Annotated in this window: 15 protein-coding genes; 10 read left to right on the top strand and 5 right to left on the bottom strand. The window is 72.9% G+C overall.

Annotated elements, in window-relative coordinates; translation table 11 throughout:
* The first annotated feature begins 108 nt into the window (after positions 1 to 108).
* Genes ESZ52_RS06630 through ESZ52_RS06645 form a run of 4 tightly spaced genes read left to right on the top strand, consistent with a single transcriptional unit; the run spans position 109 to position 3,929 of the window.
* Positions 109 to 867 carry a lysophospholipid acyltransferase family protein gene (locus tag ESZ52_RS06630; protein WP_131104236.1) on the top strand — a complete coding sequence of 253 codons (759 nt, stop codon included), beginning with the start codon at positions 109 to 111 and terminating at the stop codon, positions 865 to 867.
* 35 nt (positions 868 to 902) lie between these two features.
* Positions 903 to 2,276, top strand: coding sequence for a class II 3-deoxy-7-phosphoheptulonate synthase (locus tag ESZ52_RS06635; protein WP_131104237.1), 1,374 nt, complete (start codon positions 903 to 905; stop codon positions 2,274 to 2,276).
* A gap of 1 nt (position 2,277) precedes the next feature.
* The gene (locus ESZ52_RS06640) at positions 2,278 to 3,342 is read left to right on the top strand and encodes a threonine aldolase family protein (RefSeq protein ID WP_238154508.1); all 1,065 of its coding nucleotides are present in this window, start codon (positions 2,278 to 2,280) and stop codon (positions 3,340 to 3,342) included.
* Positions 3,339 to 3,929: a molybdopterin-dependent oxidoreductase gene (locus ESZ52_RS06645; RefSeq protein ID WP_131104238.1), complete on the top strand. Its 591-nt coding sequence runs from the start codon at positions 3,339 to 3,341 to the stop codon at positions 3,927 to 3,929. The genes ESZ52_RS06640 and ESZ52_RS06645 overlap by 4 nt, the downstream gene beginning before the upstream one ends.
* A gap of 30 nt (positions 3,930 to 3,959) precedes the next feature.
* Here the strand turns inward: ESZ52_RS06645 and pknB are convergent, their stop codons facing one another.
* Both pknB and ESZ52_RS06655 read right to left on the bottom strand, forming a co-directional pair.
* Positions 3,960 to 5,987, bottom strand: coding sequence for a Stk1 family PASTA domain-containing Ser/Thr kinase (gene pknB, locus ESZ52_RS06650; protein WP_181009958.1), 2,028 nt, complete (start codon positions 5,985 to 5,987; stop codon positions 3,960 to 3,962).
* A 95-nt stretch (positions 5,988 to 6,082) separates the two neighbouring features.
* Entirely contained in the window at positions 6,083 to 7,399 is a 1,317-nt protein-coding gene (locus ESZ52_RS06655; protein ID WP_131104240.1) for a LysM peptidoglycan-binding domain-containing protein, read from the bottom strand.
* Between the two features lie 176 nt (positions 7,400 to 7,575).
* Between ESZ52_RS06655 and ESZ52_RS06660 the strand changes: the two genes are divergently transcribed.
* Positions 7,576 to 7,899 carry an Rv2175c family DNA-binding protein gene (locus tag ESZ52_RS06660; protein WP_238154507.1) on the top strand — a complete coding sequence of 108 codons (324 nt, stop codon included), beginning with the start codon at positions 7,576 to 7,578 and terminating at the stop codon, positions 7,897 to 7,899.
* A 9-nt stretch (positions 7,900 to 7,908) separates the two neighbouring features.
* On the opposite strand, the gene ESZ52_RS06665 is transcribed toward ESZ52_RS06660, so the two are convergent.
* On the bottom strand, positions 7,909 to 9,015 hold the full coding sequence (locus ESZ52_RS06665) for a polyprenyl synthetase family protein (protein ID WP_131104241.1): 1,107 nt from the start codon (positions 9,013 to 9,015) through the stop codon (positions 7,909 to 7,911).
* A gap of 276 nt (positions 9,016 to 9,291) precedes the next feature.
* Here ESZ52_RS06665 and ESZ52_RS19445 point away from each other — a divergent pair, with 276 nt between their 5' ends.
* The 5 genes from ESZ52_RS19445 to ESZ52_RS06690 all read left to right on the top strand — a co-directional run bounded on the left by ESZ52_RS19445 (position 9,292) and on the right by ESZ52_RS06690 (position 15,990).
* Complete coding sequence (locus ESZ52_RS19445) at positions 9,292 to 9,705, top strand: DUF6504 family protein (RefSeq protein ID WP_202865417.1); 414 nt, start codon at positions 9,292 to 9,294, stop codon at positions 9,703 to 9,705.
* Between the two features lie 78 nt (positions 9,706 to 9,783).
* Entirely contained in the window at positions 9,784 to 10,230 is a 447-nt protein-coding gene (locus ESZ52_RS19210; protein WP_181009957.1) for an SAV_6107 family HEPN domain-containing protein, read from the top strand.
* 2 nt (positions 10,231 to 10,232) lie between these two features.
* Positions 10,233 to 14,225 (top strand): DNA polymerase III subunit alpha, encoded by a 3,993-nt coding sequence (locus ESZ52_RS06680; RefSeq protein ID WP_131104243.1) that lies wholly within the window; start codon positions 10,233 to 10,235, stop codon positions 14,223 to 14,225.
* Entirely contained in the window at positions 14,219 to 15,427 is a 1,209-nt protein-coding gene (dinB, locus tag ESZ52_RS06685; RefSeq protein WP_181009966.1) for a DNA polymerase IV, read from the top strand. The genes ESZ52_RS06680 and dinB overlap by 7 nt, the downstream gene beginning before the upstream one ends.
* 134 nt (positions 15,428 to 15,561) lie before the next feature.
* Positions 15,562 to 15,990, top strand: a complete 429-nt coding sequence (locus ESZ52_RS06690) for a DUF3040 domain-containing protein (protein WP_131104244.1) — start codon at positions 15,562 to 15,564, stop codon at positions 15,988 to 15,990.
* 73 nt (positions 15,991 to 16,063) lie between these two features.
* On the opposite strand, the gene ESZ52_RS06695 is transcribed toward ESZ52_RS06690, so the two are convergent.
* Together ESZ52_RS06695 and ESZ52_RS06700 are read right to left on the bottom strand one after the other, a co-directional pair.
* Positions 16,064 to 16,546 carry a DUF456 domain-containing protein gene (locus ESZ52_RS06695; RefSeq protein WP_131104245.1) on the bottom strand — a complete coding sequence of 161 codons (483 nt, stop codon included), beginning with the start codon at positions 16,544 to 16,546 and terminating at the stop codon, positions 16,064 to 16,066.
* A 166-nt stretch (positions 16,547 to 16,712) separates the two neighbouring features.
* Positions 16,713 to 16,928 carry a DUF7455 domain-containing protein gene (locus ESZ52_RS06700; RefSeq protein ID WP_131104246.1) on the bottom strand — a complete coding sequence of 72 codons (216 nt, stop codon included), beginning with the start codon at positions 16,926 to 16,928 and terminating at the stop codon, positions 16,713 to 16,715.
* Positions 16,929 to 16,999: the final 71 nt, after the last annotated feature.

Consider the following 16,999-nt stretch of genomic DNA (forward strand, 5'->3'; position numbering starts at 1 on the left):
GACGGCATACCAGCTCGTCCGGACCCGTGCCGGTAGAGTCCTCTCGTCCCACCCACCCGTCCCCCACCGTCCGGTGAGCTCCAGGCCGGTCCCACGCAGGAGGAGCCGATGGTCTACTCGTTCCTCAAGCACTTCGTCGTGGGGCCCCCGGTACGGCTGGTCTTCCGGCCGTGGGTCGAGGGTCTGCACCACGTGCCGGACGAGGGTCCGGCCATCCTGGCCAGCAACCACCTGTCGTTCTCCGACTCGATCCTCCTGCCGCTGATGGTGCCGCGACGGATCACCTTCCCGGCCAAGATGGAGTACTTCACCGGCAACGGGGTGCGGGGCTGGCTGACCAGGCAGTTCTTCGTGCGCACCGGTCAGATCCCCATCGACCGCTCGGGGGGCAGCAAGTCCATGGCCGCGTTGGAGCAGGGGCTGGCGGTCCTGGGCCAGGGGGAGCTGTTCGGGATCTACCCCGAGGGCACCCGTAGCCCCGACGGGCGTCTCTACCGCGGCAAGACCGGCGTGGCGCGGATGGCGTTGCAGGCCGACGTGCCGATCGTGCCGTGCGCGATGATCGACACCGACAAGGCCCAGCCCACGGGGCAGAGGATCCCCAAGGTCGTGCGCGTGGGCGTGCGCATCGGGCCGCCGATCTACCATCCCGAGCTGGCCGGCCAGAGCGAGAACCACGCGGCCCTGCGGGAGGTCACCGACGAGGTGATGCGCGCGCTGCAGCGCCTCTCCGGCCAGGAGTACGTGGACGAGTACGCCGCCGACGTCAAGGCCCGGCTGGCCTCGACCGACGAGCCCGTTGACCAGCCCTCCCAGAAGCCCTCCGCCGAGCGCGCTGACAAACCCACTGACGAGCCGGACGCCTGACGATGCGTCAAGAGCATCCCGGTGCGTCTCCTACCATGGGTCTGGTGAGCACCGATCTGACCGGACTGGCCCTCGGGACGCACGACGTCGACTGGCCCGACCTTCCCGCCCTGCAGCAGCCGACCTGGGACGACCCCGTCGCCCTGGCCCAGACCCTGTCTGTGCTCGCCTCCTATCCGCCCCTCGTCTTCGCTGGTGAGGCGGATCAGCTGCGCGAGCACATGGCCCAAGTGGCCGCGGGCAACGCCTTCACCCTCCAGGGCGGCGACTGTGCCGAGACCCTCAGCGAGGTGACCGGCCCCAACATCCGGGACCGGATCAAGACCATCCTGCAGATGGCGGTCGTGCTGACCTACGGGGCGGGTATGCCGATCGTCAAGGTCGGGCGGATGGCCGGCCAGTTCGCCAAGCCGCGCAGCTCCGACATGGAGACCCGCGACGGCGTGACCCTGCCGGCCTACCGCGGCGACATGGTCAACGGCTTCGAGTTCACCCCCGAGTCGCGCCGGCACGACCCCGAGCGGCTGCTGCGCAGCTACCACGCCAGCTCGGCCACCCTCAACCTGGTCCGCGGCTTCACCAGCGGCGGCTTCGCCGACCTGCGCAGCGTGCACGCCTGGAACCGGGGTTTCATCAAGGGGCCTGCCCAGAAGCGCTACGAGCAGATGGCCAACGAGATCGACCGGGCCGTGCGCTTCCTGGAGGCCTCCGGCGTCGCCGACGCCGAGGAGATGCGTCGCGTCGAGTTCTACTCCGCCCACGAGGCGCTGGTGCTCGACTACGAGCGGCCGATGGTGCGCCGCGACCACCGCACCGGCCTGCTGTACGACACCTCGGCCCACCTGCTCTGGGTCGGTGAGCGGACCCGCGACCTCGACGGCGCCCACCTGGACTTCATCTCGCGCATCCAGAACCCGGTCGCCGTCAAGCTCGGGCCTGGCGCGGACCGGGAGACGGTGCTGGCGATCATGGACAAGGTCGACCCCGACCGGATCCCCGGCCGGCTCAGCTTCATCACCCGGATGGGGGCCGAGCGGATCGGTGACGTCCTGCCCGCCCTGCTGACCTCGCTGGGGGAGGAGGCCCGGCGGGTGAGCTGGATCTGCGACCCGATGCACGGCAACACCTTCACCTCGCCCGGCGGCTTCAAGACCCGGCGGTTCGAGGACGTCGTCGAGGAGGTGCGCGGCTTCTTCGCCGCCCACGCCGAGGCAGGGACCCACCCTGGTGGCATCCACGTGGAGCTGACCGGCAACGACGTCACCGAGTGCGTCGGCGGCGCCGGCGAGATCAACCTGGCCGACGTCGGACTGCGCTACGAGACTCTGTGCGACCCGCGGCTGAACCACCAGCAGAGCCTGGAGCTGGCCTTCCTCGTCGCCGAGATGCTGGAACGGGGCGTGCGCTGAGGTGGCGGCCCCCACTGTCGCCGACCTGCGCTCGGACACCCTGACCCGGCCGACCCCGGGGATGCGGGAGGCGATGGTGCACGCCGAGGTGGGCGACGACGTCTACGGCGAGGACCCCACGGTCGCCCTGCTCGAGAAGCAGGTCGCCGCGCTGATCGGCCACGAGGCGGCGCTCTTCATGCCGACCGGCTCGATGGCCAACCAGGTCGGGCTCGCGCTGCACGCGGGCCCCGGGCAGGAGATCGTCACCGACCACCTCGCCCACGTGCTGCGCGCCGAGCTGGGCGCCGCGGCGGCCCACTCCGGGATCAGCGCCCGGTCCTGGGTGGCCGACCGCGGGCTCCTCGACGTGGACACCTTCCTGTCGGTCGTCGTGCCGGACGGCGGTCCGTACCAGGTCAGCACCGCCTGCGTCGTGGTCGAGAACACGCACAACTTCGGCGGTGGCACCGTCCAGCCCCTGGCCGACCTGCAGGCACTGCGCGAGGGGACCCGCGCGGTCGGGGTCGGGGTGCATCTTGACGGCGCCCGGCTGTGGAACGCGCACGTCGCGACCGGCGTCCCCCTCGCCGACTACGGCGCCTGCGCCGACACCGTCTCGGTCTGCCTGTCCAAGGGCCTCGGCGCCCCGGTCGGGTCCGTCCTGACCGGCTCCGCCGAGCAGATGGCCCGGGCCCGGGTGCTGCGCAAGCGGATGGGCGGCGGGATGCGGCAGGTGGGGATCCTGGCCGCCGCCGGTCGCTACGCCCTGGAGCACCAGCTGGCCCGGCTGGCCGACGACCACGCGCGGGCGCGGCGCGTGGCGGAGGCGGTCGGCACGGCATACCCCCTGGTCGTGGACCCGCAGACCGTGCAGACCAACATCCTCGTCCTGGACGTGTCGCCGGCCGGGTGGGCGGCGGCGGACTTCATCGCCGCGGCCGCCGGTGAGGGCGTGCTCGGTTACGCGACGGACGCCCGACGGGTCCGGTTCGTCTGGCACCTGGACGTGGACGACCCCATGAGCGCCCACGCCACCGAGGTGCTGCTCGAGCTGCTCGGACGAGGTGCGGACGACCGCGGATGACGCCGGTCGAGACCTTCCACGACCATCCGCTGCCACCGGGCCAGCGGGAGAGGCCCTGGCGACCGGTGCACTACGGGCGGGTGCCGCGGCTGGACGTGCAGCGCTGGAGCCTGACCGTCGGCGGGGAGACGCGCGACGGTGGGATGACCGTGCTGGACCGGCTGGCCCTGCACGCCCTGCCCTGGGTGGAGGTCGAGGCCCGGCTGCACTGCGTGGCGCGCACCTCCACGCCGCCGCTGCGCTGGGGCGGAGTGCGGATGCGGGACGTGGTCGAGCTGGCGCCGCCGGGGGAGGACGCGGGGCACGTCCTGCTCGCCGCCGCACGTGGGTATGCCGCCTGCGTCACCCTGGCCGACCTGGTCCACCCGGACAGCCTGCTGGCCACCCATGTCGACGGGCGGCCGCTGACGCCGGAGCAGGGCTGGCCGGCGCGGGTAGTGCTTCCGCACCTCTACGGGTTCAAGGGACCGAAGTGGGTGGCGGAGCTGACCTACCACCACCGTCCGCAGCAGGGCTGGTGGGAGTCCCGCGGCTACCACCCCCGGGCCCGGGTCGCCCACGAGGAGCGGTTCGCCCACCAGGACTAGGCGGACGCCCACCCGGACGGGGGGCTCGGCTCAGACGACCTCGAGCAGGATCTCGGTGCCCACCGGCACCTCCTCGCCCGGCTCGATCGACTGCGAGCGCACCGAGCCGAAGAACCCGCCGCGGATGTCCTCCCGCACCACCACCAGGCCGAGCTCGGTCAGCTCGTCCTCGACGGTGCCGAACTGCGAGCCGACCACCTGCGGGACGGTGACGAGCTCCGGGCCGTCGGAGATCACGAGGGTCACGGTCTCGCCGCGCGCCAGGGTGCCCGAGGAGGGTGACTGGGACAGGACCGCGCCCTCCGGCACGTCCTCGTCGTGGGTCCGCTGCGGGTCCACGGTCACGGTGAGGCCGGCCCGGGTGAGCGCGTCGGTGGCCTCCTGCTGGGGACGCCCGGTGACGTCGGGCACCTCCACCGGCGCGGGTCCGGAGCTGATGACGAGGTCCACCTCACCGTCGGGGGGCAGCAGCTCACCGGACTCCGGGTCCGAGCGCAGCACCCGGCCCTCGGGCTCGACCTCGTCGTGCTCGCGGCTCTGCTCGCCGAGGGCGAGGTTGGCCGACTCGAGGGCGGCCTGCGCGGACTCGAGCGTGAGCCCGGTGAGTGGGGGCACGGCATACCGCTCCTGGCCCTGGGAGACGACCAGGGTCACGTCGGTGCCGTGCCGCAGGTTGGTGCCCGGCTCGCGGTCGGCCGAGATGACGGTGCCGTCGGGGACGTCCTCGGAGTAGGCGTAGGTGACCACGGCGTCCAGCTGCCGGGCGTCGAGGGCAGACCGTGCGTCCTCCTCGCTGAGCTCGACCACGGCCGGCATCGCCGAGTGCACGCCGGGACCCTCGGTGAGCCACCAGAAGCCGTAGCCGCCGCCGGCGAGCAGGGCGACCAGGAGGAGGGCGAGGAGCCAGCGGCCCGCGCCGCCCCGCCGTCGTGGGGGAGGTGGTGGTGCCTGCACGGGGGGCGCCGGACGCCGGCGGGGGGTGCGCACGGTGTTGCCGGTCGTGCGGGCGTAGTGGCCGTCGCTGGTGGCCCGTCCCGCCACGGGCAGCTGCCGGGTCTGGGAGTGCCCGCCTCCGGGGAGCAGCTGCGTCGGATCGCCCTGGGGGCCGTCGGACACGCCCAGGGCGCGGGTGGCGTCGGCGTCGTCGGGCTTCTGCCCGTCCTCACCGTCGAGGCCCGGCCGCGCGGGCACGGCGTCCAGCGCAGGGTCCGGCAGTTCGCGCAGCAGCTCGCGCATCCGGTCCAGCAGCTCACCGGCGTCCTGGGGTCGGTCGCCGGGGTCGGTCGCCGCGGCGCTGACCACCAGCGAGGCCACGGCGGGTGGGACCGTGGGCACCAGGGCGCGCAGGTCGGGCAGGCCGCGGTGCACGTGGTCGTAGGCGACCTGCAGCGGGTCGTCCCCGGGGAAGGCCTTGCGGCCACTGAGCAGCTCGAAGAGGAGCAGGCCCACGCCATATACATCGGTCCGGGGGTCGGCCCGCCCCCGCTCGACCTGCTCGGGGGCGAGGTAGGCGGCGGTGCCCCACAGCATCTCGCTGGTGTGGTGGCTGGCCGCGCTGATGGCGCGGGCCAGGCCGAAGTCCACGACCTTGACGCCGTTGTGCCGGCCCTGGTCGATGAGCACGTTCTCGGGCTTGACGTCCCGGTGCACCAGCCCGCGTCGGTGCGCCTCGGCCAGCGCCTCGGCCACCGGGATCAGCAGGGTCAGCGCCTGCCGCGCTGAGGCGGGGCTCCGGTGCTCGATGACGTCGCGCAGGGTGGGCCCGTCGACCAGCTGCATGGCGAGGAAGACGAGGTCACCGTCCTCGCCCTGGTCGTACACGCTGACGATGTGCGGGTGCGAGAGGCGGGCCGCCGCGCGCGCCTCCTGCTGGAAGCGACGCACGAAGGCCTGGTCGTGCGCCAGGTCCGGGCGCATCACCTTCAGCGCGACCGGTCGGTCCAGGCGCAGGTCCCGGGCGCGGTAGACGGTCGCCATCCCGCCCCGGGCGATCTCCGCCTCGACCCGGTACCGGCCGTCGACGACGCGGTCGATGACGGCAGGGGTCGAGGCGTCCACACCGCCACTGTACGGACGCCGGCCCGCTGAACGTGGGAGGTGCGCGGTGTCCGCGACCCCTGTGGGCAGCCTGTGCCGGCCTGGTGCAGCCTGCGCTACAGCGTGCGCATGAAGTGCGTGATGTTCGCGACGTACTGCCGGGTGTCGCCGAACAGGCCGTACTGCCGGACGCTGCCCAGACCCTGGTAGTAGCCACCGATCGCGGCGTCCCTGGAGTCCGCGGAGCGCATCAGCGCACGCATCACCACCACACCGGCGGTGACGTTGTCCTGGGGGTCGAGCAGGTTGAGCTCCCGGCCGATCAGGGAGGAGGCCCACTGGCCGGAGGTCGGGATCACCTGCATCGCCCCGATGGCGTTGGCCGGGGAGACGGCCTGCTGGTTCCAGCCGGACTCCTGGTAGGACAGCGCCAGCATGAGCTTGGGGTCGACCCCGTGCCGGTTGCTGGTCTCGACGATCATCGCCTTGAGCTCGTCCTGGCTGGGCACCGCGGTGTTGCTCAGGTAGATCCGGTTGGCCGCGGCGGCGCGGGCGGTGGCGCTGGAGTACTGGTAGTGCAGGAAGGTGCTCTGGACGTCCTCGTCGGTGAGCAGGTTGCCGACGGTGTGCTCGTCGTAGGGACGCGAGAGCGAGGACGGGATGCCGGAGCGGCTGGGCGCGCTGCTCGAGCCCGAGGAGCTGCCGGAGGAGTCCGAGCCGGACGTGCCGGAGGCCCCGGGCAGGCTCAGCCGCTGGCCCGGGTAGATCAGCCGCGTGTCGTCGAGGTCGTTGGCCCTGGCCAGCGCGTTGACCGTGGTGCCGTGCCGGGCGGCGATCCCGTACAGGGTGTCGCCGGCGCGCACCGTCACAGTGCTGGAGGAGGCCTTGGGCGAGGCCGAGGAGCTCGAGGAGCTGCCGCTTGAGCTGGAGGAGCTGCCGGAGCTCGAGGAGCTGCTGCCCGCGCCGGGCAGGGTGAGGACCTGGCCCGGGTAGATCAGCCGGCTGTTGCTGATGTTGTTGGCGGAGACCAGCTTGGCCACGGTGGTGCCGTGGCGGGCGGCCAGGTGGGACAGGGTGTCGCCCGCGCGGACGGTGACCGTGCTGCCGGAGGAGCGGCTGCTGGAGCTGTCGGAGCCGCCCGAGGACTGGCCCGGGGCCGGGGCGGAGACGGCGCCGGGGATGCGCAGGGTGTCGCCGGGCAGGATCCACCGGCCCCCGTCGGAAAGGGAGTTGGCCCGCACGATCGCCTGGGCGCTGACCTCGTACCTCGCGGCGATGTCATAGACCGTGTCGCCCGGACGCACGGTGTGCGTTCGGGTGGCTTTCATGGCCAGGTCGAGGGAGAACGGCGCCGTTGCGTGCACCGCTGTCGGCGGGACGTAGGCGTGCGTCGGTAGATCCGTGGGCGGCAGTGCGGCAAAGAGGGGACTCACGTTGACTCCGGGACAGGTGCGACGTTAGGGGCATGCGGGCTCAGCGATGAGCCCGTTTCTGCTGGGACAGCAGGGACAGTACAGCCCAGAGAGCGGGAGCGCTACCTTCGCGGCGTGTCGGTTCATGTGATTGACTAGAAGATGTGGTAAGTGACAGCGATGTAATTCCCGGCTGGTTGACCGTCCCCGACATCATGGAGCGGACCGGCGCGAGCCTGCCCACGGTCAAGCGGTGGTTGCACGAGCGCGAGCTGGTCGGCAGGCGGCGGGGTGAGAACCGGGCCCTCATGGTCCCCAGCACCTTCGTGACCGAGGAGGGTCCGCTGCCCGCCCTGCGGGGCACGATCACCGTGCTGGCCGACGGCGGGCTGGCGGACGAGGAGATCATCGAGTGGCTGCACGCCCCCGACGACACCCTCGCCGGTGGCAGCGCGATCGCCTCCCTGCACGCCGGGGCCAAGACCGAGGTGCGTCGCCGCGCGCAGGAGCACGCCTTCTAGGCGCTGGGCTCAGGTCGCGCGGTCGGTGCAGATCGCGACCAGCTCGGTCAGCGCGTGCCGACCCTCCTCGGTGAGTTCCGAGGCGGCCGCGAGCGCCGCCAGGGCGTCCTGCGCCGCGTCGCTGATCATCTGCTCGGTGCGGCCCACCGCGCCGGAGTCCACCAGGACCTGGCGGCAGGCCGCGACCGTCTCGTCGTCGAGGTCCGGATCGCCCAGGCTGGCGGCGATCAGCTCGGCACCGGAGGCGTCCGCGTGCTCCAGCGCGTGCGCGATGAGCACGGTGTGCTTGCCCTCACGCAGGTCGTCACCGGCAGGCTTGCCGGTCTCGCTCGGGTCGCCGAAGACGCCCAGGATGTCGTCGCGCAGCTGGAAGGCCTCTCCCAGCCGGTCGCCGTACGTGGCCAGGGCGTCGAGGGCCTGCGTCGAGGCACCGGCCGCGCGGGCCCCGATGAGGAGCGGCTGCTGCACGGAGTAGCGGGCACTCTTGTGGCGGATCACCGTGCGGCAGGCCTCGATCCGCTGGGAGTAGTCCAGGTCCGCCCACCCGCGGGCGCCTTCGAGGACGTCGAGGAACTGCCCACCCATGAGCTGGGTGCGCATCCGGTCCAGCTCGGGGCGGGCCCGCTCCAGGGCGGCGGCCGGCAGGCCGCTGGTGGCGAAGACCTCGTCGGTCCAGTTCAGGCACAGGTCGCCGGCGAGGATGGCGCCGGCGAGGCCGAACCGGTCGGGGTCACCGTTCCAGCCCTGCTCCCGGTGGAGGGCGGCGAAGACGCGGTGTGCCGTGGGGCGTCCGCGCCGCAGGTCGCTGTTGTCCATGACGTCGTCATGGAGGAGGGCGGCGGCTTGGAAGATCTCCATCGCGCTCGAGGCGCGCACGGCAGCCTCGTCGGCCTCGTCGCTGTCGCGCTCGCCGCCCAGGGCACGCCAGCCCCAGTAGAGGAAGGCCGCACGCAGCCGTTTGCCCCCGGAGAGCAGGTGCGCGATGACGTCCACGAGCGGGTCCATCGGTTCGCCGAGCTCGGCCAGAACCCCGCGCTGGTGCTCGAGGTGGCGGTCGAGAGCCTGCTGCACGCGGCGGTGCAGGTCGACGCCGTCCAGCGGGTGGGCACACGGCACGGGGGCTCGGCCTCCTGGTTCGGTGACGGGGGAGCGCTGCTGCGCCCGAGGCTGAGCCTAGCCGGAGCCAGATCTGAGCCGGTCGCGAGCCGGTCGACCCGGGCCATCCCCTCCGGCTGGCCCGGGTCACCTCCATCCTGACCTCCGGCCCAGGGGTGCTGCGGCTGTCCACAGGTCTGTCGGACCGGGTTGACAGAGTGCCGGGCACAGGTCGTACATTTGTCTTATCGAACATGTATTCGAAATAAGTGGCGGGTCGACGTGGAGGAGGAGCCCATGAGCAGGCGGTACGAGGAGCAGGTCGAGGTCCGGCTGGGGGCCGCGGCCGAGCACGGCGTGCGGGTGGAGGGCGCGCTGCTCAGGCCTTGGACGGAGGGGGAGGCAGAGGGGGAGGCAGAGCGCGAGACGGAGGCAGGCGCGCAGGCAGAGGCGTGGACGGGGGCGCCGACGCAGGCGGGGACCCAGACGGTGCCCACGGTCTTCCTGTGGCGCGGCCGGGTGCACCTGGTCCGGGCGGTGCTGGGGCAGTGGTCCCAGCGGGTGCCGTGGTGGCGGGCTGAGGACCCCGGCGGGGAAGGTCTGGAGCGCCGGGTGTGGCGGGTGGAGGCGGGGGCCGGACGGTCGATGGGCACCGGTGTCTACGACCTGGTGCAGGACGACCGGTGGTGGCTGTCCCGGGTGAGCGACTGAGAGCAGAGCGCGATGCAGAGCAGATGCAGACCAGGACCGGCGGCGGACAGGCCGCGCCAGCGAGGAGGGACGGACACGATGACGATCACGCAGAGCACACTTCCCGGACCGGGGATGACGGCAGGCACGGTGCTGGACCTGCTGGACCGGGCCCGGGCCGGGCTGCTGGCGGCCTGCCACAGCAGCACGGCCGGTGAGCGCTACACCCAGGCGCACCTGGCGGCGCTACGGGCGGGAGCGGCGCTGGTCGCCTCCCGGACCGCCCCCAGCCGTCGGTCCCGGCCGCGCAGCGTGTGGGAGATGCTGCCCACCGTCGCTCCCGAGCTGACCGAGTGGGCGGTGCTGTTCGCCGACTCCGGGCGGCGCAGGCTGGCCCTGGAGCGGGGCGTGGACTGTGTCACCGCCCGTGACGCCGACGACCTGGTCCGCTCGGGCGAGCGTTTCCTGGAGCTGGTGCGGGCCTGCCTGCACCTGCCCTGCGAGCTGCCGCTGCCCACCGAGCTGGCACCGCTTGGGCGGGGATGAGCATGGCGGGCGACTTCGTCCACCTGCACGTCGCCTCCAGCGCCTCGATGCGCTACGGCGCGTCCCACCCCGCCGAGCTCGTGGCCAGGGCCGTCGAGCTGGGCCAACCCGCCCTGGCGCTGACCGACCGCGACGGTCTCTACGGCGCCGTGCGGTTCGTGCGCTCCTGCCAGGACGCCGGGATCCTGCCGGTGCTGGGCGTCGACCTGGCCCTGGGCAGCTCGGTGCTCGCGACCGGCGACCCGTCAGGGTCGTCAGGGTCGTCAGGGTCGTCCCCGGCCCTGGTCACCGGGCTGCGGGAGAACCGCGACCCGAGGCCTCCGTCCCGGACCCCGGTCAAGGGCGGGGCCCTGGTCGACGACCTGCAGCCACGGGTGGTCGTGCTCGCCCGCGGGCAGCGTGGCGGTGTGGGGCCAGGGATGGGGTGGGCCCGGCTCTGCCGGCTGGTGACGCACACCCACCTGGCGGGGGAGCGGGCGGTGCCGCGGACCTCTCCCGAGCTGCTGACCCGGGCGGCAGCCCCCGTCGACGGGGTCGCCCCGGTCGTGGTGCTGCTGGGCCCGGACTCCGACGTGGGGCGGGCGCTGCTGGCCCGCCGCCGGGGGCAGGCCAGGCTGCTGCTGCAGGCCTGGGTCGACCGGCTCCCTCCGGACGCGGTGCGGGTCGAGGTCGTCTGCCACGGCGGCCCAGAAGGGACCCCCGCCAGCCTCAGCCATGCCACCGCGCTGTGGGCCCTGGCCCGGGAGATCGGGGTGCCGGCGGTCCTCACCGCCGCGGTCCGGCACGCCGTCCCGGAGCAGGCCCGGGTGGTCGACGTGCTCGACGCGGCCCGGCGGATGGTCGCCCTCGACGAGCGGCACCTGGACCGGGTCAGCACGGCCGGTCACCTAGGCGGGACCGGCACCATGGTCGGGCTGGCCCGGCAGCTGGAGCGGGCCTCCGGTGGCGGTGCCCGGGCCGCCGACCTGCTGCGCGCCACCCTGGACCTCGCCGCCGCCTGCCACCAGGACGCCCGCTCGGACCTGGGTCTGGGCTCGGTCCACCTGCCGGAGCCCGAGGTGCTGGGGGTCAGCGGCATCGGGCAGGCGCACCAGGTGCTCACCGAACGCTGCACCCAGGCCGTGACCACCTGCTACCCCGGGGCGGGCACCGCATACCTCGAACGCATCCGCACCCGCCTGGACGACGAGCTGGGCGTCATCGCGGGGCTGGGCTACCCGACCTACTTCCTCACCGTCGCCCAGGTCTGCGACCTCATCCGGGAGCACGGGGTGCGGGTCGCGGCCCGGGGCTCGGGGGCGGGCAGCCTGGTGACCTACCTGCTCGGGATCAGCGGTGTGGACCCGATGGAGCACGGTCTGCTCATGGAGCGCTTCTGCTCACCGTTGCGTGCCGAGCTGCCGGACATCGACATCGACGTGGAGTCGGCGCGCCGCACCGAGATGTACGAACGGATCCTGGAGCGCTTCGGCTCCGACCGGGTGACCTGCGTGTCGATGGCCGAGACCTACCGGGTGCGTCACGCCCTGCGTGACGTCGCCGCCACGCTGGGGATGCCGCCGGGGGAGATCGACGTCCTCGCCAAGGCCTTCCCGCACATCCGCGCCAAGGACGCGCGCGCGGCCGTCCACGACCTGCCCGAGCTGCGCCGGCAGGGGTTGGACACGCCTCGGATGCAGCAGCTGCTGGAGCTGGTGGAGTCCCTCGACGGGCTGCCCCGGCACATCGCGATGCACCCCTGCGGGGTGATCCTGTCCAACACCTCCCTGCTGGACCGCACCCCGGTGGAGGCCAGCTGGCTGGGGTTCCCGATGAGCCAGTTCGACAAGGACGACGTCGAGGAGATGGGGCTGCTCAAGCTCGACGTCCTCGGCATCCGGATGCAGTCGGCGATGGCGCACGCGGTCCAGGAGGTCGAACGCGTGGACGGTGTCCGGGTCGACCTCGACGACCGGGCCCAGGTGCCGCTGGACGATCCCGACACCTTCGCCCTGGTCCAGTCCACCCGGACCCTGGGCTGCTTCCAGATCGAGTCCCCCGGGCAGCGTGAGCTGGTCGGCAAGTTCGCCCCCGAGACCTTCGCCGACATCATCATCGACATCTCCCTGTTCCGTCCCGGGCCGGTGAAGTCGGACATGATCCGCCCGTTCCTGCACGCCCGGCAGGGCTGGGGGGAGCCGGACCACCTGCACCCCAGCCTCGTGCCCTACCTGCAGCAGACCTGCGGGGTGGTCGTCTTCCACGAGCAGGTGCTGCAGATCGTCGCCGAGACCACCGGGGTCAGCCTGGCCCAGGCCGACGAGGTCCGGCGGGCGATGGGCTCGCCGACCGGTCAGGAGGAGGTGGAGGTGTGGTGGCGCTCGATGTCTGCCGCGAAGGGCTACCGGCAGGCCGACCAGGACCGGATCTGGCAGGTGCTGGCGGCGTTCGCCTCGTTCGGCTTCTGCAAGGCCCACGCGGCCGCCTTCGCGCTACCTACCTACCAGTCGGCCTGGCTCAAGACCCACCACACGGCGGCCTTCCTCGCCGGGGTGCTCACCCACGACCCGGGCATGTACCCCAAGCGCCTCATCCTCGACGAGGCCCGCACCATGGGCGTGCACGTCCTCGGTCTCGACGTCAACCGCTCGGGAGCCAGCTACCGGGTCGAACGGGTGGACCCGCGGGAGCAGGGCGGGTTCGGGCAGCCGGTGCCCGGGCCGTCCGGGCAGGGGCGGGCCGGCCCCGGTATGCCGCAGGGCGGGCAGCCCGAGGACGGCCCCTTCGACGACCGTCCGGTGCCGCCCGGCCGGCTGCGGCGCACCCCCGACCACGTCGACGCGGTGATGGCCCGGGTGGAACAGGCCGCCTCCCGCTACGGCATCCGGCTGGCGCTGACCGACGTCAAGGGGATCAGCGAGGACGAGGTCGCCCGGATCGTCGCCGGCCAGCCCTACGACTCCCTGGCCGACCTCTGGCACCGGGCCCGGCCGAGCCGGCCGACCGCGGAGCGTCTGGTGCTGGCCGGCGGGTTGGACGCCCTGCACCGGGTGGGTCGCCACCGGCCTGGTGGCGGACCGGGAGGAGGTGGGCTGCTCACCCGGCGCGACCTGCTGCTGCACGTGCGCGACCTGGACCGGTGGACCCGGCATTCCACGACCGGGGCGGGGCGCAGCCGGACCGGGCGGCGCACCCCCGCCCCGGTGCTGGGCGGCGCCACCGGTGGTGAGGTCGCCGCCCGCACCGGCGCGCAGGCAGCCGGCCGGCGCACCTGGCACCAGGCTCCGGCACCGGCCGCGCAGCTCACCCTTGACCTCGGCGACGACCCGGCGCCGCTGACCGGCAGCGGGTTGCCGGAGATGACCCCCACCGAGCAGCTGCGGGCCGAGCTGGAGGTGCTGGGGATGGACGTCAGCACCCACGTGGTCGCCGGCTTCGGGCCGATTCTCACCGAGCTGGGGGTGACCAGGTCCCGCGACCTGCTCTCCTGCCGGGGCGGGGCCGAGGTGCTGATCGCCGGGGCCAAGGTCGCCACCCAGACGCCACCGGTGCGGTCCGGACGGCGGGTGGTCTTCCTCACCCTCGACGACGGGACCGGCCCCGCCGACGCCACCTTCTTCGAGGACGTCCAGGGTCCCTACGCCAGCACCATCTTCCACTCCTGGCTGCTCCTCGTCCGCGGCGTCGTCCGTCGCACCGGACCGCGAGGGGTGTCCATCCGGGCCACCGCGGCCTGGGAGCTGGGCGAGCTGGCCCAGACCTGGGAGGGCGGTGGTCTGCGGGCCGCCCGCGAGCACCTGCGGCGCAGCGAGGAGCAGGCCCGCCTGCTCGCGGAGGAGGCCGAGTCCGCCGCCTGCCAGGGGGCTGCCTCGACCGGCACCACCGGTCGGCGGGTGCTGGTGCACGCCTCGGGCTTCCGTCAGTCGCCCTACGCCGACATCCGACCCGCCGGTGACGCCGTCCAGGAGCCGGGCAGCAAGCTGTGGCACTCCAGCTCCGGGAGCGCGGGATGGTGAGGCACGAGGCAGGCGGCCCCGCGACCGACGAGGGCTACATCCTGCACGTCGACATGGACGCCTTCTACGCTGCGGTCTCGCTGCTGGAGCACCCCGAGCTGGTCGGTCAGCCGGTGGTGGTGGGCGGTGGGTGGCGCAGTGTCGTGCTGTGCGCCACCTACGAGGCGCGGGCTTACGGCGTGCGCTCGGGTATGCCGATGGCCACCGCCCGCCGGCTGTGCCCGCCGGCGGTGGTGGTCCGGCCCGACCACGACGCCTACGCCCGGGTCTCCGAGGGGGTGATGGCCGTCTTCGCAGAGGTGACCCCACGGGTGGAACCGGTCTCGATGGAGGAAGCCTTCCTCGACGTCTCCGCGACCGGGCGACAGTGGGGTGGGCCGGCCCGGATCGGCCGGTGGATCCGGGACACGGTCGTCGACGAGCAGGGCATCACCTGCTCCGTCGGGGGTGCCCCCACCAAGGCGGTGGCCAAGATCGCCTCCCGGGCGGCCAAGCCGGACGGCATGCGCCTGCTCACCCGAGACCAGGTGGTGCCCTTCCTGCACCCGATGCCGGTCAGCGCGTTGTGGGGGGTGGGGGAGTCCACCGAGGCGGAGCTGCACCGCCTCGGGCTGCGGACGGTGGCCCAGCTGGCCCACGTGCCACGGTCGACCCTTCGCCGGGCCTTCGGCGAGCAGACGGCCACCCATCTGCACACCCTGGCGTGGGGGGTGGACGACTCCCCGGTGGTGCCGGCGCGTCGGGAACGCAGCGTCGGCTCCTCCCAGACGCTGGCCCACGACGTGGACGACCCCGAGGTGGTCCGTCGCCAGCTGCTCCACCTGGCCGAACGGACGGCCAGCCGGATGCGGCACGCGGGGGTGCTGGGCCGCACCGTGGTGCTGACCGTCCGGTTCTCCGACTTCACCACCATCACCCGGTCCCGCACGATCGCGGTCCCCACCGACGTCACCCGGGACGTGCACGCCACGGCCTGGTCGCTCTACACCGCACTCGGGCTGCAGCGGGCCCGCATCCGGATGCTCGGGGTGCGCATGGAAGGCATCACCGAGGCCGACGGCACCCTGGTGCAGGGGCGTCTGGACGAGCCGGAGCACGGCTGGCGGGATGCCGAGCGGGCGATGGACCGGGCCGCGGCCAGGTTCGGGCAGGGCGCGGTGCGGCCGGCGAGCCTCCTGCTCGGGCACTCCCGGTCGGCCTAAGGTGACCTCCGAGCCGGAACGGCCCACTCCTGGGAACTCCGGCTAGTGCTTCGTGCGTTCACCGCATATCCTTGTTCAAAGACTTCGACGTCGGTGAGCCACCGATGCGCGGCCGACTCACACCGGAGGTGACAATGCCGCTCTCCGAGCACGAGCAGCGCGTCCTGCAGCAGATGGAGCAGGCGCTCTACGCTGAGGACCCTCGCCTGGCGAGCCAGCTTCAACGTACCGCTGCCGCCCGCACCTCCACGGGACTGGACCGCCGCCGCCTGGCGCTCGGTGTCCTGGGTGCCCTCGCCGGCCTGGCCCTGGTGGTCGTCGGCGTGATGACGCAGTTCCTCTGGGTGAGCATCATCGGCTTCCTGGCCATGGTCCTGGGTGGCGCCTGGGCCGCTACCCCCGTCCGTGGCGGCGGGTTGGGTGTCGTGCAGGAGGACGGCTCGGTGCGGGTGCAGGCGGGCGGCTCCCCCAAGGCCGGCCCGCAGGGCAAGGCCAAGCCGGGGGGCAACTTCATGAGCCGCATGGAGCAGCAGTGGGACAAGCGCAAGGAGCAGGGTCCCTGAGTCCGACCGCGAGTCGGACCGCCTCCCGACTCGCGTCAAACCCCAGCTTGTCCTCTGCCTGTCCCCTGCCTGCTCAGACCAGGAAAACCACCGTCACCACGAAGACGGCGATGATGGTGAACGCGGTGCCCAGCTCGATGAGGATGTTGGTCCCTACCGCCCGTAGCGCGTGTCCCGTGGCGCGCCAGGCTTCCCGTACGTCCCGGGTACGCACCAGCGAGGCGAGCAGGATCCCGACCGGGAAACCGACGAACAGGCCCACGACCGGGATGACGAACATCCCCACGACGGCGCAGGCCAGCCCCACCAGCAGCGTCGAGGTGCGCACCCCTGCGCGCTTCATCCGCTTGCCCGGGACCGCCCACTGCAGCACGACCCCCGCGACGTAGATCGCGACCGCGACCAGGAGCAGCACCCAGCCGGCGGTCGAGCGGGCGTCCAGCGCCCAGACCAGCACCCCGACCACCACCAGCAGCAGCCCCGGCAGCACCGGGAAGACGATGCCGACGAGCCCGACGAGCATGAGCAGCAGGGCGACGATCTCGAGCGCGGACATGGCGCGATTCTCACACGTGCGGGACCATTCCTCCCGGTCTCTCGCGAGACGTGACCGCACCGGCGCGCGACACGACAACGCCCGCCCACACCGAGGTGTGGGCGGGCGGAGCAGGAGCCGTGGAGACTCGCGGAGTCCTAGGGTGAGTCCCGGGTGAGTCCCTGGGTCAGATCGTGGGGTTCTCCTCGGCGTGCAGCTTGTGCGTCTCGTCGAGGATGTCGATGTCCTGCATGTCGCGCAGCTTGTCGAGGTGCGCGCGCCCGTGGTGGGCGCAGAAGTGCAGCTCGAGGCCGTCGGCCAGGCGGGCTCGGACGTAGGCCTGGGCGCCGCAACGGTCACAGCGGTCGGCGGCGGTCAGCTCGGGGGTCAGCGTGGTGTTCACGAACTGTCTCCTCTCTCCTGCAGCGACTCCCGGGACGGGGGCCGATGCGTCACAGTCAAGCACGTCAACGC

The organism is Ornithinimicrobium sufpigmenti (assembly GCF_004322775.1).
GTDB lineage: Bacteria > Actinomycetota > Actinomycetes > Actinomycetales > Dermatophilaceae > Ornithinicoccus > Ornithinicoccus sufpigmenti.

What these genes read in the sequence shown, in the direction of transcription:
- ESZ52_RS06630 (WP_131104236.1), top strand. Translation starts at nt 109, where the DNA reads ATGGTCTACTCGTTCCTCAAGCACTTCGTCGTGGGGCCCCCGGTACGG.
- ESZ52_RS06635 (WP_131104237.1), top strand. Translation starts at nt 903, where the DNA reads ATGGGTCTGGTGAGCACCGATCTGACCGGACTGGCCCTCGGGACGCAC.
- ESZ52_RS06645 (WP_131104238.1), top strand. Translation starts at nt 3,339, where the DNA reads ATGACGCCGGTCGAGACCTTCCACGACCATCCGCTGCCACCGGGCCAG.
- ESZ52_RS19445 (WP_202865417.1), top strand. Translation starts at nt 9,292, where the DNA reads ATGAGCAGGCGGTACGAGGAGCAGGTCGAGGTCCGGCTGGGGGCCGCG.
- ESZ52_RS19210 (WP_181009957.1), top strand. Translation starts at nt 9,784, where the DNA reads ATGACGATCACGCAGAGCACACTTCCCGGACCGGGGATGACGGCAGGC.
- ESZ52_RS06680 (WP_131104243.1), top strand. Translation starts at nt 10,233, where the DNA reads ATGGCGGGCGACTTCGTCCACCTGCACGTCGCCTCCAGCGCCTCGATG.
- dinB (WP_181009966.1), top strand. Translation starts at nt 14,219, where the DNA reads ATGGTGAGGCACGAGGCAGGCGGCCCCGCGACCGACGAGGGCTACATC.
- ESZ52_RS06690 (WP_131104244.1), top strand. Translation starts at nt 15,562, where the DNA reads ATGCCGCTCTCCGAGCACGAGCAGCGCGTCCTGCAGCAGATGGAGCAG.
- ESZ52_RS06695 (WP_131104245.1), bottom strand. Translation starts at nt 16,546, where the DNA reads ATGTCCGCGCTCGAGATCGTCGCCCTGCTGCTCATGCTCGTCGGGCTC.